Consider the following 16435-nt stretch of genomic DNA (forward strand, 5'->3'; position numbering starts at 1 on the left):
CTGGGTGGATTCGCGTTGAATACGCAAGGTGGGCTTTATCGCATTGCTGCATTGCAGAACACGCATTCTGCGTTATCCCGCCCTGGAAACAAAGGGGCGCATTAAGAAAACATCATTCCATTTATGGGACAATTCCAAGACCCTCGCATGTGACAGAATCTCGCCATGAAACGCTTACAAGGCATGGAACTCTTCGTAGAAGTGGCCAAGACGCACAGTTTTAGCCGCGCGGCGGCGACGCTGGGTGTCCCCAAGTCGACCTTGTCTCGCCAGGTGGCCGAACTGGAACGATCCGTTGGCCTGCGGCTGCTCAGCCGCACGACGCGCAAGGTAGAGTTGACCGACGCCGGACGGCTGTACTTCGAGCGCTGCCAGCGCATCGTGGCCGAAGCGCAGATCGCCCACGAAGAACTGCAGAAACTCGTCGATACCCCAACCGGGCCGCTGCGGGTGAACATGCCTGCGGATTTCGGCACGGACTTCCTGGCTGAATCGTTCATGGAGTTCTCCCGCCGCTATCCCGACGTCACATTTTTCCTGGATCTGGCCAATCCGGACCACGCGTCCCGCGTGTTCCAGACCTGCGACATCTCCATCGAAATCGGCGATCTGCCCGACTCGACGCAAATCGCAAGGCTGCTGGGCATGCTGCCGGCCCACCTCTATGCCTCGCACGACTACCTGGACAAGCACGGCGAACCCCGGCACCCCAGTGACTTGACCCGCCACGAGTGCATCGAGTTCCGCGCCGAAGGCGCTGGCCGCGTGACCCGCTGGCCATTGTCCAACGGCGACCAGCACATCGAATTCACCCCGGGCAACCGGTTTTCGGTCAATGGCGTGGCCATGGCGCGCCGACTGGCCATGCTGGGCGCGGGCATCGCGGTGCTAGTCGGCGGCCAGACGGCAGAACAGCAGTCCGGCCAGTTACGGCGGGTGCTGCCGGATTGGCAACTGGGGCCCTTCCCTGTCTACGCGGTCACCGAAACCCGGCTCCTGCCCGCCAAGACCCGGATCTTTATCGAATTCCTGATGGAGCGCCTGGGCAGCGACGGGCAAGCGAAGGATACCCCCGCTTTCATGACTTAGCGGGGTCGCGGAAACAGATTGAAAAATCTGTCGCCATCCACCGGGTCTGCAAGCCGAAACGGCCGCAGCGTTAACAATAAATAGGGGTCAAAACCCTTCGTCGTCACGCAGATAGCGCCATTGGCCCAGGGGCAGATCCCCCAGCGACACGCGGCCGATGCGCACGCGCTTCAAGCCCACGACCTTCAGACCCACCAGTTCGCACATGCGGCGGATCTGGCGCTTCTTTCCCTCGCGCAGCACGAACCGCAACTGGTCGTGGTTCTGCCAGCGCACATGGGCGGGCTTGAGCGCGCGGCCGTCCAGCGACAGGCCGTGATTCAGGAGTTCCAGCCCGTGGTCCGTCAGGTCGCCCTGCACGCGCACCAGGTATTCCTTGTCGACGCTGGAATCTTCGCCGATCAGGTGCTTGGCGATGCGGCCGTCTTGCGTCAGCACCAGCAGGCCTTGGGAATCGATGTCCAGCCGGCCGGCCACGGCCAGACCGTCCAGATGGGCGCGTTCGAAACGCTGCGGCGACCGGTCGCCCGCAAAGCGCGAGCGCGAATCGATCAGCGCCACGGCGGGCGTGTAGCCCTTTTCGGCCTGGCCGGACACGTAACCGACCGGCTTGTTGATCAGGATCGTGACGCGCGAGGTCTGGCGCGCCTGCGCGGCGCGCTCCAGCGTGATCACCTGGTCGGGATAGGCCCGGGCGCCCAGTTCGGACACCACGGCGCCGTCCACGCGGACCCAGCCGCGTTCGATATAGCTGTCGGCCTCGCGGCGCGAGCAGAGTCCGCGCTCGGACATGAGCTTGGAGATGCGTACTTTTTCCATGGCCGGTATTGTATGCGGACGCCAACCGGCCTGCCGCTCAAGCCGCCGGATCGTAGTCGGACGGCGCCATGGATTCCAGCGGATAGAGCGGACGGCGCCGGCGCTCGTAGGGAAAGAGCGAGAAGTCCGAACTGGTGACGCCCGCGCTACCGCATTCCACCAGCGCCTGCGAGATCGGTTCGAAGACCGGGCGGCAGTACATCCGGGACTTCACCAGGACGAAGTGGGCCTGGCGCGGGTCCAGCCCCATGCTTTCGAACACGCCCAGATCCCAGGGTTCGTGCGTGCGCTCCGTGATCACCAATTTGGCGGCGCCGATGTCCAGCACCGCGCTACGGCCCATGCAGGCGGTCTGGCCGGTATACGTCGGCCCCGTGATGACGTACTGGCCGTCCGTCACCGCCCCGACCACGCCCCGCAGCCGTACCGGCGCCGCGGGGCGGCCGATCGCCGGGATGGGCCGCTTGTTGCCTATCAGGATCTCGACCCGCGCGCCCTCGCCCGCCGTCGTCAGCGCCGCCACCGCCTCGGGGTCGCAATACAGGCCGGCGACGATGCCCGTCAGTCCGGCATCGACCGCGGCCATCAGGACCTCCATGGTGTCGCACGTGCCCCCGGACATGCAGTTGTCGCCATGGTCCAGCAACAGCACCGGCTTGGTGGCGCCGCCCGCCAGTTCGGCGGCCCGGGCCAGGGAATCGGCCAGGGGTTCGCTGTCGTAGAAGAAGCCGTCACGCGCCGCCCAGATGCTCTGCGCCATCTCGGTAGCCGCCTGCTCGGCCTGCGCCTGTTCGCCCGCGCCCACTACTACGACGCTCAGGCATGGCGCGGGAATGTCGGCCAGGGCGAACCCGGCCAGCACCGACACGCCCAGCATGCCGGCGGCCTCGGCACGCCGGGCCGCCTCTACGGCCTCGCGCATGGCGCCTTCGGCCGTGGCGCTGCGCAGCGTGTGGGTCATCAGGGGCAGGCGGCGCCACGCCATCACCGGGCGCGGTCCGCCGTTGAGCCAGTCGAACAGGATGCGGCCCGCGTGTTCGCCGGTCTCGTACATGTCCACGTGGGGATAGGTCTTGAAGCTTACGATCACGTCGGCGTTGGCCATCATCTTGGGCGTAACGTTGCCATGCAGGTCCAGCGCCACCGCGATCGGCACGTCGGGCGTCTGCTGGCGCAGTCGCTCCAGCAGGTCGCCTTCGCCGTCATCGGTGCTTTCGACCGCCATGGCGCCGTGCAGATCCAGCAGGATCGCGCCGCACCCTCGCGCGCCGGCCACGATCGCATCGCAAAGCGTGCGATAGGCGGCCGCATCCACCCGGCCGCTGGGATAGGCGGTGGCCGATACCGGCGTGACCAGCGACGCCCCGTTCGCCTCCGCGAGATCCATGAAAGCGGACATGGCCGTGCGCTTGCCCTTGTTGTCCTCGTAGGCCTGCGCGCCAAATGCGGGTCCGTCGTTGCCGAACGCGGCCAGCGGCGTGGGCACGGGCGAGAACGTATTGGTCTCGTGGTTCAGGCGGGCGATCATGACTTTCATTGTTTTCCTCTTTGCTGGCCGGCACTTAGCCGTTTTGCCCCGGCCCCGGGCGCGAGCCGCCCAGGCCAAGCTTTTCCATGGCCTCGCTGGCCTCGATGATCATGGCGGCGACTTCCGCCACACTGACCCGCAACCCGGTGGCGCGGGTCCGCATGTGTTCATAGGCCGCACGCTCGTCCAGCCGCTGATGGTCCATCAGCACGCGGATCGCCTTTTCAATGACGCGCCGCGCCTTGATGGTGTTTTCCAACTTGTCGATCTTGACCTGCTGCCGGCTTTGGAACTGCTTGGCCGAGCGCGCCAGCACCAGCGTGCTCAAGATGCCGGCCGAGCGGAACGGCCGCGTCAGCACGCCGTGCGCGTTGGTCTTCAGCAATTGCTTGAGCGTCGTGGGAGTTTCGTATTCGGACAGCGCGATCAAGGTGGCCTCGACTTCGCTGGCCGACCAGGCGGAGCTGTTCTGCACGCACTGCGACACCTGGAAGAAAATCACGTCCGCACCGGCGGGCGCGGCGTCCGGGAATGGCCAATGCAAATGGATGCGGCAACCGATGCGCTTGAGTTGCTCGACCAGCACGTCGCGGTCCTCGCCGGGCGGGTACACCACCGCGACGGCCACACTGCGCAGGTCCTCATAGAGGCGGCGTAGGCTATGGTCCATGCTCATTTCAACCAGAATTCGTCCAGACCGAACGCCGTCAGATAGGGGTCGGGCTTCACCGGCTGGTCGCTCTCCCAGACGATGTCGAACCGCCCATCCGCCCGGCATACGCCGATGCGCGGCGTCAGCACGCAGTGGTTGTTTTCGGCCAGGATGGACATCTGTCCGTCCGGCGCGTCGAACTGGACTTGATGCACCGCCCGCACGAGCTTGCGCGTGTCCATGCTGCCCACCCGTTGCAGGGCGCGGGCGAACAGGTGCACCTGGCTATAGCAGGTTTCGGCATAGACGCTGGCGGGATGCTCGCCGAAGCGCTCGCGCCAGCGCGCAAGGAAATGCTGGTTGGCGGGCGTATCGACGGTATTGAAATAGGTGGCGGCGGTGATGTGGCCCACGCAACGTTGCGGGCCGATCTCAGCAACCTCGGACTCCGCCATGGTCAGGCTGGCGATGGGAATGTGGGCCGTCTGCGCCCCCGCCTGCTGGCAGGCCTCGTGGTAGCGCTGGTAGAAGCGCTGCGCGTCCGCGCCGATCAGCGTGGAGAAGACCACATCGGGCTGGATGCGGCGGATGTCCGCCACGACGTCGATGATGTCGCTTTCGTCGCAGCCCAAGGGCAGATAGGTTTCGTCCAGGATCTCGCCGCCGTGCTCCTCCACGGTCTCGCGCATGATGCGGTTGGTTTCGCGTGGATAGATATAGTCCGCCCCCACCAGGAAAATGCGCGATCCGCAGTTCTGGATGAGGTAGGCGGCCAGTTGCATGCTGCCCTGATTGGGCGCCGCGCCGGTGTAGATGACGTTGGGCGAATACTCGAAGCCCTCGTACACCGAGCCGTACCACAGCAAGGAATTGGTGCGCTCCACGACGGGCAGCATCGCCTTGCGGCAATGCGAGGTGCAACCGCCGAAGATGACGCTGACTTCGTCGTCCAGCAGCAGGCGGGCCGCCAGGCGCCGGTATTCCTCGGCATCGCTGCGCGGGTCGTATACCACGGGTTCCAGCGGCCGGCCCAGCACGCCGCCCAAGGCGTTGATCTCTTCCACGGCCAGCACCGTCCCGAAGAAATGCTGCGACTCGGTCGTGCCCGTCACGCCGCTGCGCGAATAGAGCACGCCGATGCGCCAGCCGGGCCGTTCTGCGTCCTTGTCCTGGAGCGAGGTCATGATGACGTCCTTGAGCGTGAATCCAGCGTGCCGGCCAGGGAGGAAACCGAAATGGCGGCGTTCATACCTTGAGATGGTCAATGATATTGCCGATGGCCTGGGGCGCACCAGCGTCGCCTGCGTCCACGATGGCACCCTGCTTGAGCACCAGATAGCGGTCGGCCACGCCCAGCGCGAAAGCCACGTTCTGCTCGACGATGAACATCGACGTGCCGCGCCGTTCGCGCTCCCAGTTCAGGGCGCGGGCCAGCCGTTCGATCACCGAGGGCTGCAGCCCTTCGGTGATTTCATCCAGCAACAGCAGTTCGGGCCGCTGCATCAGTCCGCGCGCCACCAGCAGCATCTTCTGCTCGCCGCCCGACAAGGTGCCGGCGTGCTGGCGCAGCCGCGCCCCGAACACCGGGAACAGCTCGGTGATGTCGGCGAAGCGCTCGTCGAAGAGTTTCTCGTTCGGCAGGCCCAGCCGCAGGTTGTCGCGGATGCTCAGGTCGGGAAACAGAGGCTGTTCCTGCGCCGCGTAGGCGACGCCGCAGCGCGCCACCTCGTGCGGGCGCAAGCGCGTAGCGTCCACCCCGCCCACACTGACGCGCCCCCGCCACTTGGGCAGGTAGCCCATGATGGTCTTGAGCAGCGTGCTTTTGCCCATGCCGTTCTTGCCCAGCAGCGCCACGCAGGCGCCGCGCTCGACCGACAGGGAAACATCGTTCAGCACCACCGAGCCCTTGTAGCCGCTGGACACGCCGTCCAGGCGTAATGCCGGCGCAGTACCCGTCATTGCCCTGCTCCTTGCGCAGCCTGCGCGCTGCCCGAGTAGATGGTACGCACCAGTTCGGATTCCACGACGTCGCGGAAGCTCCCGTCCATGACGATCCGCCCCTGATGCAGGACGACGATCCGCGTCGCCACTTCCTTCACGAAGTCCAGATCATGCTCCACCAGCAGGCAGCACAGCCCGTACTTGTGCGCCAGCGACGACAGCATCTGGCCGATCTGCGCCCGTTCAGCCTTCGACAGGCCCGCCGTAGGCTCGTCCAGCAGCACGATGCGCGGCTCCAGCGCCAGCACCATCGCCAGTTCCAGCGCCTGTTGCTGCCCGTGTGACAGGTCGCGGGCCACGCTGCCCAGGCATTGGTCCAGCCCCGTCACGCGCAGCACTTCCAGCGCGTAAGGCGGCAGATCCAAGGTGGACGCGCGGCGCCACCACGAGGGCTGCTCGCGCAGCGTCGTGGCGATGCGCAGGCTTTCGGCCACCGTCATCGTGTCGAACACGTTGGCATTCTGGAACTTGCGCCCCAGGCCGTAGCGCACGCATTGCTCCGGACCATCCCGCAGGACGCGGTGGCCGTACAGCTCCAGTTCGCCCTCGGACCGTTCGGCGCCGTCGGCAATGCAGCGCATCAGCGTGGTCTTGCCCGCGCCGTTGGGGCCGATCAGGCCCACCAGCTCACCGCCTTTGGCCCGCAGGTCGATGCCCTCCAGCACCTTCAGGCTACCGAAGCGCTTGGCCACGCCAGACAGGTTCAAGGCCCACGATGCCCCGCTGGCCGGTTGCGGCTGCCCGGTGCGCACACCAAGCGTGGGCACGGGAGCTGCCGCGCCGCGCCCCCGGAACGGCGCCGTCAGCAACGGCAACAGCCCGCGCGGCAACAGCAGGATCACCAGGATGAACGTCACGCCCAGCAACAATTGCCACAGGAACGGCAGATTCCCGCTCAGGTAAGAACCCGCCACATTGATGAGGATGGCGCCCAGTACAGGGCCCCAGATGGTGCCGCGTCCGCCCAGGGCCACCCAGATGATCAACTCCGTGCCGAACACGAATCCTGTCAGCTCCGGCGCCACCACGCCGCTGAACGCGCCATAGCCGAAGCCCGCCAGGCTGGCCACGGCGCCACACACCACCAGCAGCACGATGCGCCAGTGGGCGGTGTTCAGGCCCAGGTAGCTGCAACGCGATTCGTTGTCGCGTAGCGCCACCAGGATGCGCCCGCCGTCGCTGCGCACCACGACCCACGCCAACAAGGCCACCACCGACAGCGTTCCCGCCGCAATTACATACCAGGCCTCAAGAGACAGGTCGAACGTCTCGTAGCCCGTCAGGCCGGACGACGACCCGGTATAGGTGCCGCCGGCCAACACCAGCTGCATCAGCACGATGGGCAGCACCAGCGAGATGACCGTCGCGAAAAATGGCGACGCCCCCCGATAGAACGACAGCCACCCCGTCACCAGCGCAAGCAACGCCGCGGTACCCACTGCCGCCAATGCGGCCAGCGCAGCGGTGCCAGGCGAAAACCCATAATGCGTGAAGGCCAGGCCGGCAGCATAGGCGCCCACGCCAAAAAAGGCAGACTGGCCGAACGTCAGATGGCCGGTGTAGCCCCACAGCACATCCACCGTCACGGCCGCCATCGCAAAAAACAGCGCCTTGATCAGCACGTTGAGCAAGTAGGTGTCGAACAGCCAGGGGCCGGCCACGGTCAGGACCAGGCACATGGCCGCCAGCAACGGCAGCGCGTGGCCGCGCGGCGAGCGCGAGGCCGGCACGGAGGCCGCCTGCGCGTCTTGGGCAAGCGTATGGTCAGTCATGGGCGAATCCTTGGGGACGCAGGCGCAGCGTCAGCGCGGCCAATACGGCGATGGTGACGCCGCCCAGGATCGGGCTGACGAAAATGCTCACCAGCACCTGGCAAGCGCCATAGACCAGGCAGGTCAGGAGCAATGCAGTGATCGAATGGCCAGACACCATGACCAGCATGAAGGCGCTGACCAGCCACGGCAGGCCCATGTTCGGATCGACGCTGGACAACGGCGTGATCAGCGCGCCGGCCAGCGCGCCCAGCCCCGCCCCCAGGCCAAAGGTCGTGAAGCGTATGCGCTCGGCGTTGATGCCCAGGCCACGCGCCAGGTCCTCGTTCATGATCACGGCGCGGGTCCGCACGCCGAAGCGGGTGCCGTTCAGCAGCAGCGTCATGGCGGCGTAGATCAGCAGCGCCCCGGGCACCAGGAACAGGCGGTACGCCGAGTACTCCGTGCCCAGGAAGGACACGGCGCCCTGGATCGGCGAATCCACGAACTGCACTTCGCGCCCGAATGCCACGGTGATGAGCTGGCCAATCACGATGCCCAGCCCCCACGTGGCCAGGATCGCGTCCAGCGGCCGCTTGTACAGCGGCTGCACGATCAGGCGTTCAACGCCCATGCCCACCAGCACGCCGACCGCCAACGCGAACGGCAGGGCCACCCAGGGGTTCAGGCCCAACTGCGTCACGACCAGGCTGGCATAGCTTCCCAGCGTAAGAATCGCCCCGTGCGCGAAATTGACGATCTTCATCACGCCGAAGATGATCATCAGCCCCGACGTCACGATGAACAGCATGGCGGCCGTGCTCAAGATGTCCAGCAGCAAACCCATATCGATCTCCGGCGCCGCCGAACGGGCCGGCGGCGCGTATCACGTTACTGCGGCGTCACTTCAGATCCGGGCATTGCGCACCCGGGTCCACCTGATTGAACGTCTGCAGGATCTTGATGGAACCGTCCTGCTGCACCTGGCCCAGGCGCATGGTCAGCGCCGCGTGCCGTTGGCGGTCCATCTTGACGGGGCCGCGGGGGCCGTCGAACGACACCTCGCTCAAGGCCTGCACCACCTTCTGCGGATCCATGCCGCCCGCCTTCTCGACCGCCGCCTTGTACAGATAGAAGGCTTCGTACTGCGGGCCCGAGAATTCATTCGCGGTCTTGGCGTCGTTGCCGAATTTCGCCTTCAGGCCGTCCAGGAATTTGCGGTTCTGCGGCGTATCGATGCTGGTCAGGTACGACGCCGACATGTACATGCCCACCGCCGTGTCGCCCATGGTCTTGGCCGTGCCTTCGTCGATCGCCAGGTTGCCGTAGGGCATGGACAGCCCCGCCGCCTTGACCTGCTTGGCCAGGCTGACGTTCGGGCCGCCCCCCGCCGTCGAGCTGATCAGCGCATCCGGGTTGGCCGAACGAATCTTCGACACCACGGGCGTCCAGTCCGAACCGTCGATGGGCAGGTATTCCTCGCCCACGACGCGTCCGCCCTGCTTCTCGATGTATTCCCGCGTGAACTTCAGCATGCCGCGGCCGAAGGCGTAGTCGCTGCCGACCAGGAAGAAGGTCTTGGCGCCGCGCTCCTTCATGAAGTGGTCCACCACCGGCGCCACCTGCTGCTCCGGCACCCAGCCGTTCACGTGCATCCAGCGGTTGCACGAACGGCCTTCATAGAACGAGGTGTAGATATAGGGCACTTTGCCGCGCGACACGATGGGCAGCGCGGCATTGCGCGCCGCGCTGGTTTCCATGGCGATGATGGCATCGACCTTCTTCTGGAAGACCAGCGTGTCATAGGCCTTTTGCGCGCCCACGGCGCCCGAGGCGTCGTCGGCGATCTCCAGCACGATCTGGCGGCCCAATATGCCGCCAGCCGCGTTGATCTCGTCGGCCGCCAGTTGGGACGCCTGCACCACGCCGGGCGCCACGACACTGTTGGCACCCGACAGGCCGACCGGGACGCCGATGCGCAAAGGTTCTGCCGCGTGCGCGCTGGCGACACCCGCCAGTAACGCGACGATCGACAGGCGGAGGCGGAAGCTGCTGAACAGGGGTTTCATGAGGTTGCTCCTTGGGAGTCGGCCATGGGCCATCGCTTAACGTTGCCGCGGGGCGCCATCAGCGCCCAGTTGCTCGTCGTAGATATCGCAGCGCCTGTCGCGCAGCACGTGGTTGAAATCGTTCAATTGGCGCGCCCGGCGCGAGGCCTGCACGTCGATGGACGCCAGCAGCACTTCTTCCTGATCGACGCTGGCGGGGCCCGCGGCCGTCCAGCCCTGCGATCCCACGATCAGGCTGCGGCCCACGAAAGGCTGGCCGCGTTCGGTGCCCACGCGGTCGGCGCACACCACGGTCAAGCCGTTGCTGTGCGCCCCCCCGATGGTCAGCGCATGCGCCATCACCGGCCCGTCGAGCGTCTGCCCCGGCATCGGCACCCAGTTGGTCGGCACCGCCACGATGTCCGCGCCGCGCACCGCCAGCAGCCGGTAGACCTCGGGGAACCAGCCGTCATAGCAAATGGCCACGCCCAGGCGGCCCAGCTCGGTATGGAACACCGGCAGGCCCAGGTCTCCGGCCTCGAAATACAAGTTTTCGTCGCCCCACAGATGCAGCTTGCGATACGTGCCGATGTAGCCGGAAGGGCCCGCGATCAGGGCGGCGTTGTACAGGCGGTCGCCGCTGCGTTCGGCAATGCCCGCCACCAGGTAGATGCCCAGGCGCTGCGCCAGCGCGATCCAGGCCTGCGAACTGGGGCCGTCGGGCACCGCTTCGGCCAGTGCATAAGCCTCTTCGCGGCTCTCGAACACGTAACCCGTGTTCGCCAATTCGGGCAGCACCACCAGCCGCGCGCCTTTTGCGGCGGCCTGCTCCACCAGCTCGGTCGAACGGGCCACATTGGCGGCGACGTCGCCGATCACGGGGGCCATCTGCACACTGGCTACCCAGATGGCCGTGGCCGGGGAACTCTGCGTGTCCGACGCTTGCATGCGATCTCCCAATTTGAAAATTGAAAACGAAAAAGCCCCCGACCACGCATCGCGTGCAAGTCGGGGGCTTCTATAGCCATACCAAATGTTCAAGCAGCAATTATTGCTGCGGGGTACTGCATGCCTTGCTCGAAACGGCCAAAGCCGATTGCGGGTCCCGTCAACGGGAGGGAAGGCATTCCGGTCAATCTTGACCGTGGGCAGATAATAGAGATCGCGCCGATCCCGGGACAATAAGTGCTTTCCCGGACGCAGGAATCGCGGGCCGGCCGCTAGCCGCGCAGTCCTTTTTACGGCGTCGCCCTTGCCGCTGCGTCATTGCGACGCATTGGGGCCGTCAGCCGAGCTTGGCATAATACGCAGCCATGATGAAACCCGCAGCACATCACCCTCCCCTTGCCGCTGGCTGGCTCCCCGTCGCCCCGCCCATCCTGTCGCCGGCCGTGCGCCACTGGCTGTTCCGCCCCGGCGCGCTGACCGCCGGCCTGCGCCAAGTCGGCCAGGTCCGCCTGCGCGTGCTGGCCGAATACGCCGACGGCGCCCCGCTGGATGAGGCCCGCGCCATGGGCATCGCCCCCGGCACGCCCGTGTGGATCCGGGAAGTGCTGATGTCGGTGAACGGCGTGGACAGCGTGCCGGCCCGCAGCCTCACGCCCCTGGGCGCGTCGCACGGCGCCTGGCAAGGCATGCGCCGGCTGCTGACCCGGCCGCTGGCCGACATGCTGTATCACGACAGCACCGTCATCCGGTCGCCCTTCGCCTGCCGCCGCCTGGCGCGCCCGGTGCCGTTTCACGCCACGGCACGTGACGTCCTGCCGCCTGAACAGCGGGACCACGACGCGGCCCGCATCTGGGCGCGCCGATCCGTGTTCTGGCGCCAGGGCCAGCCGCTGTTGGTGGCCGAGTGCTTCCTGCCCGGCTTCTGGGAACTGATCGCGGACCGGCCCGTGCCGCCGCTGGTCCCGCATCAGCGCACGCCGCGCTAAGGCGCGGAAGGCTGGCTCCCGCCCGGCGCCAAGGAGGCTCGCGCCGCGCGGGGCCGCTTATGCCAGAATAAGGTAATGAGACCCTACCTCGTTCTCGGCCTGCTCCTTCTTGGCACCCTGGCTGCCGTGGCCTACCGCTTCCGGCACCCCAAGCCCGACGACACCCGGCGCCGCATCGTCAGCGACCTTGTCGCCGGTGGCCTCATGTACGCCTTCATCGCGCCGGCCATCGGCGGCGCCGCGCTCATGCTGGCCCTCTCGGCGGTGACCCGGGATCCCCAGAACCTGGTCGTGGCCGTCCTTGGCCTGCCGTGGTTCTACGTCTTCGGCATCGTGCCGGCGCTGCTGTGCGGCATCGTGGCGGGCGCGCTCAAACCCGTTCTTCCGACCTGGCCCGCCTTAGGCATGATGACGGTGGCGGGCGGCCTGTACGGATTCCTGTTCCTGGCCGCCTTCGGCAGCCAAGACTTCAGATGGACGGACCTGTTGTTCCCCTTGAGCGTGGGCGCCCTGCCCGGCATCGTGGGCTCGCTGCTTTGCACCTATTGGTTCTTCGGCAGGCCCGGCCGCCCACGCGCGCCGGCAACGGATGCGACGCCAGAGGCGGCGGATCCCCCACAATGATCGCCTTCACGCGTCCCCTTCCCCCTTTCCTTGGCAGCCCGGTCACCGACATGTCCCCTCCCATGCTTACCCTTTGGTTCCGACGCTTCTGGCTGCTGGCAATCACCAGCCTGATCACTCTGCATGCCGGCGCCAGCTTTGCGCAGACGTTCGACCGGCAGGCGGAAAACCAGCGCTACCAGCAATGGCTGCAGGATTTCCGTCGGGATTTCCAACAGTTCCGCCAAACGCCCGATCGGGAAAATGCGGACGTGGATAAACTTTTTGCCGATACGCTGGTGCCTGGTTCACGCGCCTCGCAGGTGGTCAAGGAACTGGCCCGCGCCCAAGGCGACAGCACCCACGGTGAAATCCGGTTTGTGGGCATCCAGCGCGTGTTCATGGCGGCGCTGTCCAATTCGGTGGTCGCGGGCGATGGCGGCGTCTACCCCGAAACCCAGGCGGCGTTCAAACAGCACACTTTGCGCGTGCGCTACATGCATGTAGATGGCGGCGGGCGGCTGGAGAACTACTTCAATAACCCGGAAATCTTCAAGCCTTACCGGCTGCCGGACCCCGGCGTGTTGACGCGCGACGCCTACCCCTTCCTGCTGTTCGAAGACGCACAGGGCAAGCTGCGCCTGGGCGGGGTATCGAAGGAATTCTGGGATCTGGTGAAGTACATGGACGCGCAACAATATGCGTAAGCTGCCGATCGTCCTTGCCCTGGCCGCCGCCCAGGCGCTGCTTGCCCCCCCCGCCTTTGCCGATTGCGGCCCGGCCGTTACCGATTTTTCCGAGCCCTCCACACTGCCCGCCGTGCCGGTGTCCGTCGACCTGGCGAACGACCGCGTGCTGCTCGGCAAACACGGGGAACGCGTGCCGACGAACCGCAAACTTGCCTGGACCAACGAGCGCGGCGACCCGGATCCGCACACCTGGACGGACAAGGTCGATTGGTCGGCCTACCGGACCCGGGAAACGCCGGGCACGGTCGCCCCGACCCGGCTTTACTTCAGCCCGGACGGCAGGCTGTGCCGCGTGGAACGGTATGGCAAGATCCGCGGCAGGACGGTGCTGGAAGGCGGGTATGTCCTGGCCTACGACACGGCGGGTGCGCTGGCGGCCTACACCGAATACGACCTGTCGGGCTCGTCCGATGCGCAGCCCTATGCCGCAACCCGGCGCGCGTGCCTGCAACGCGATGCGCGGGGCGTCCTGAGCACCTTCATCGATGACGGCTGCGGCGACGCCAAAGGCCCCGGCGCCAGCCGGCATTACGTGCGCGACGCCTCGGGCCGCTTGTTGCGCGTGATCGACACGTTATCGCCGGGCCAGCCTTTGGCCGTCCAGATCCTGGACGCGCAGGGCAAGCCGGCGCAGCGCTACGTACGCCAGTACTCCGCGTTTGTCGCACCGAACGACAGCCAGGGGCCTTACGCCTATCCGGAACCCGCCGCGCGCCCGGACCGCCTGTATCCGCGCCTGCGCGAACACCTGGCCGCATTCCCAGGTGAAATTCCCGGTGTGGAATGGCGCATCGTGCGTATCGCCGACGAGGTGCCGATGGACGGCGACGACCAGTCGTCCTGGGACCCCGCCGTGCAGACCGTGCTGGCCAAGGGCGAAACCGACGCACAAGGCGCGGCGCACGTCACGCCGCAGGCCCAGGAGCAGATCTGGCAGGCCATGCAAAAACACCCTGGCCGCGTCCTTTTCTATTTCGACCCGATGGGGCGCGTCGCGCTGGTGCCCGCCATGACGCCCGCGCAATGGAATGCCTGCGGCGATCCGGCCAACCTTGCGCCGGACGCCTGCACGCAATGACGGTCAGCGCTTGCCTGGCCGGGTGTCCACCGCCAGGCACAGCAACGCCGTCACCAAGGCCAGCGCCACGTGCGCCACATACAGCGGCGAGAAGGCGGCGTGGCTGACCGCGCCATGGCCCAGCATCAGCACCGTGATCGCCACACCCATCACCCCGCCGATCTGCCGCGTCGCCTGATTGACGGCGCTGCCCACAGCATAGTGCTGCGCGGGTAGCTTGCTGACGGCCGCGCCCGACAAGGACGGCAACACCATGCCGACGCCGATCCCGCTGAGCAGCAGGCCCGGCAGCCATTGCGTCAGATACGCGGGCTGCTCGCCCGGCACCAGCAGGAACCACAATCCGCTGGCCGCGTAGATCAAGGAGCCGCCCACCAGGAACGGACGGTGGCCCATCCGCGCGGCCAGGCGCCCGGTCAGGATCGCCGTCGGCATGACCAGCAGCGGCCCCGGCGTCACGGCCAGGCCGGCGCGCGGCAGGCTGTAATGCCAAACGCCCGTCATGTAGAAAAAGAACGCGAAGAACATCATCGCGAACGCAATGCCGAAGCTCAGCGTGGCCAGGTTCACATAGCGATAGGTGCGATGCTTGAACAGCGACAGATCCACCAGCGGGTGCGGCGTGGCACGCGCCCAGGCCACGAATGCCCCCAGCGACACGACACCCACGGCGGCCACCACGCCCAACTCCAGTCGGCTCCAGGACGGCGATTCCGACTGCACGATCGCCAGCGCCAACGCGCCCACGGCCACCATCAGCAACGCCATGCCGACGCCGTCCACGCGGCGGCGCGCATCAGCCTTCACGGATTCCTTCAGCAAACCTGCGCCGTACCAAAGCGACAAGGCGCCCAACGGCAGGTTGATGTAGAAGGCCCAGGGCCAGCCCGCCATGTCCACGACGAACGCCCCCAGGCTGGGGCCGACCGCCGCAGCCAAGCCGCCCACGGCGCCCCACAGGCTGACCGCCACGGCGCGCTGGGAGGCCGGAAAGGCGGCAAGCACGATCGACAACGACGCCGGCGTCAGCAGCGCCGCGCCCACGGCCTGCAGCACCCGGGCGGCGATCAGCCACCCCACGCTGCCTGCCAGGCCGCACGCGGCCGAGGCGGCCAGGAACAGCACCACCCCGACCATGAACATGCGCTTGCGGCCATGCGTATCGGCCAGGCCGCCGGAAGGGATCAGCATGGCGGCGAACACGACCGTGTAGGCGTTGAGCACCCACGACATGTCCGCGGCCGATGCCTCGGGAAAGCCGGCGCGCAAGGCGCCGAACGCCGCGTACAGCATGGTGCTATCCAGCGACACGAGGAACACGGCGATGCTGGCAACCCAGAAGATCGGCCACGGAGAGGCCGCGGCGGGCGCGATGGCGGGGTCGTTCGCGGAGTCGGGTTCGTTTGCAGAGATGGCCGGCGGAGATGCCGGCGCGGAGCGGGCGGTAGCGTGCATGATGGATTTATCCCAGCGCCTTCAGATACACCGCCGGTTCGGCGGACAGACCCTGCTTGACTTGACGGGTCCGGTCGTCGGCCAGCACTTCTTCAGCGCCCGCCTCCAGCCCGTCGAACGCCTGGCTGACGATGGATTCCGGCGTGGACTTGGGGCCGTCGATGCCCTTGGTCAGATCCGTATCGACAAAGCCCATGTGCAGGCCCAGCACCTGCGTCTTCTGCGCCCGCAAGTCGTTACGCAGCCCGTTGGTCATGGCCCATGCGGCCGACTTGCTCATGGCGTAGACGCCCAGCAGCGGGCCGTTGATCCAGCTGGCGATCGACAGCACATTCAGCAGCGCCCCGCCGCCATTGGCGGCAAGCACCGGCGCGAACGCCTGCGCCACACGCAACGAGCCGAAGAGGTTGGTGTCCAGATGACGCTGCGCGGATTCAATGCTGCCCTCCGCCATGAATCCGCCGATGGCTGCGATGCCGGCGTTGTTGATGACGAGCGTCACGTCCGACGCATGCGCCGCGGCGGCCGCCACGTCTTGCGGATTCGTCACGTCCAGCTTGATCGCTTCGACGCCCGCCAAGGTGACGGTCGACGGATCGCGTGCACCGGCATAGACCTTGCGCGCACCGCGGGCCAGCGCCTCGCGGGCAAAGGCCAACCCTAAACCGCGGTTGGCGCCGGTAATCAAAACCACTGCATTCTTGAGATCCATGATGGGATGTCCTTGG

General features: G+C 66.7%; 16 protein-coding genes. 5 read left to right on the forward strand and 11 right to left on the reverse strand.

The window, feature by feature from the left end:
• Nucleotides 1-183: 183 nt before the first annotated feature.
• Nucleotides 184-1089 (forward strand): LysR family transcriptional regulator, encoded by a 906-nt coding sequence (locus CEY09_RS09145; RefSeq protein ID WP_006227398.1) that lies wholly within the window; start codon nucleotides 184-186, stop codon nucleotides 1087-1089.
• A gap of 87 nt (nucleotides 1090-1176) precedes the next feature.
• On the opposite strand, the gene CEY09_RS09150 is transcribed toward CEY09_RS09145, so the two are convergent.
• From CEY09_RS09150 to CEY09_RS09190, 9 genes are all read right to left on the reverse strand, one after another.
• Nucleotides 1177-1908 carry a pseudouridine synthase gene (locus CEY09_RS09150; RefSeq protein ID WP_088588387.1) on the reverse strand — a complete coding sequence of 244 codons (732 nt, stop codon included), beginning with the start codon at nucleotides 1906-1908 and terminating at the stop codon, nucleotides 1177-1179.
• Between the two features lie 37 nt (nucleotides 1909-1945).
• Nucleotides 1946-3445, reverse strand: a complete 1500-nt coding sequence (locus tag CEY09_RS09155; protein ID WP_088588388.1) for a M81 family metallopeptidase — start codon at nucleotides 3443-3445, stop codon at nucleotides 1946-1948.
• Nucleotides 3446-3470: 25 nt separating this feature from the next.
• A complete protein-coding gene (locus CEY09_RS09160; RefSeq protein ID WP_035214086.1) occupies nucleotides 3471-4106 on the reverse strand; it encodes an ANTAR domain-containing response regulator in 636 nt (211 codons plus the stop codon).
• 2 nt (nucleotides 4107-4108) lie between these two features.
• A complete protein-coding gene (locus tag CEY09_RS09165; protein WP_088588389.1) occupies nucleotides 4109-5272 on the reverse strand; it encodes a transporter substrate-binding domain-containing protein in 1164 nt (387 codons plus the stop codon).
• 61 nt (nucleotides 5273-5333) lie between these two features.
• Nucleotides 5334-6047 (reverse strand): ABC transporter ATP-binding protein, encoded by a 714-nt coding sequence (locus CEY09_RS09170; RefSeq protein ID WP_088588390.1) that lies wholly within the window; start codon nucleotides 6045-6047, stop codon nucleotides 5334-5336.
• Nucleotides 6044-7861 (reverse strand): branched-chain amino acid ABC transporter ATP-binding protein/permease, encoded by a 1818-nt coding sequence (locus tag CEY09_RS09175; protein ID WP_088588391.1) that lies wholly within the window; start codon nucleotides 7859-7861, stop codon nucleotides 6044-6046. The genes CEY09_RS09170 and CEY09_RS09175 overlap by 4 nt, the downstream gene beginning before the upstream one ends.
• Nucleotides 7854-8687, reverse strand: coding sequence for a branched-chain amino acid ABC transporter permease (locus CEY09_RS09180; RefSeq protein ID WP_088588392.1), 834 nt, complete (start codon nucleotides 8685-8687; stop codon nucleotides 7854-7856). The genes CEY09_RS09175 and CEY09_RS09180 overlap by 8 nt, the downstream gene beginning before the upstream one ends.
• 55 nt (nucleotides 8688-8742) lie before the next feature.
• Nucleotides 8743-9909: a substrate-binding protein gene (locus CEY09_RS09185; protein WP_088588393.1), complete on the reverse strand. Its 1167-nt coding sequence runs from the start codon at nucleotides 9907-9909 to the stop codon at nucleotides 8743-8745.
• 36 nt (nucleotides 9910-9945) lie between these two features.
• The gene (locus CEY09_RS09190; RefSeq protein ID WP_088588394.1) at nucleotides 9946-10836 is read right to left on the reverse strand and encodes a nitrilase family protein; all 891 of its coding nucleotides are present in this window, start codon (nucleotides 10834-10836) and stop codon (nucleotides 9946-9948) included.
• 365 nt (nucleotides 10837-11201) lie between these two features.
• On the opposite strand from CEY09_RS09190, the gene CEY09_RS09195 reads away from it, so the two are divergent.
• From CEY09_RS09195 to CEY09_RS09210, 4 genes are all read left to right on the forward strand, one after another.
• Nucleotides 11202-11822, forward strand: coding sequence for a chorismate--pyruvate lyase family protein (locus CEY09_RS09195; protein ID WP_088588395.1), 621 nt, complete (start codon nucleotides 11202-11204; stop codon nucleotides 11820-11822).
• A gap of 75 nt (nucleotides 11823-11897) precedes the next feature.
• On the forward strand, nucleotides 11898-12446 hold the full coding sequence (locus CEY09_RS09200; RefSeq protein WP_088588396.1) for a hypothetical protein: 549 nt from the start codon (nucleotides 11898-11900) through the stop codon (nucleotides 12444-12446).
• A 50-nt stretch (nucleotides 12447-12496) separates the two neighbouring features.
• Entirely contained in the window at nucleotides 12497-13132 is a 636-nt protein-coding gene (locus tag CEY09_RS09205; RefSeq protein ID WP_234818256.1) for a hypothetical protein, read from the forward strand.
• Nucleotides 13125-14252, forward strand: coding sequence for a hypothetical protein (locus CEY09_RS09210; protein WP_088588398.1), 1128 nt, complete (start codon nucleotides 13125-13127; stop codon nucleotides 14250-14252). Before CEY09_RS09205 ends, CEY09_RS09210 begins: the two co-directional genes overlap by 8 nt.
• Before the next feature lie 3 nt (nucleotides 14253-14255).
• Here CEY09_RS09210 and CEY09_RS09215 read toward each other — a convergent pair whose 3' ends face one another.
• Nucleotides 14256-15707 (reverse strand): MFS transporter, encoded by a 1452-nt coding sequence (locus CEY09_RS09215; protein ID WP_006227384.1) that lies wholly within the window; start codon nucleotides 15705-15707, stop codon nucleotides 14256-14258.
• A 7-nt stretch (nucleotides 15708-15714) separates the two neighbouring features.
• Nucleotides 15715-16419, reverse strand: a complete 705-nt coding sequence (locus tag CEY09_RS09220) for an SDR family oxidoreductase (protein WP_088588399.1) — start codon at nucleotides 16417-16419, stop codon at nucleotides 15715-15717.
• Nucleotides 16420-16435 lie beyond the last annotated feature (16 nt).

The organism is Achromobacter marplatensis, assembly GCF_002209535.1.
Taxonomy (GTDB): Bacteria; Pseudomonadota; Gammaproteobacteria; order Burkholderiales; family Burkholderiaceae_B; genus Achromobacter; species Achromobacter marplatensis.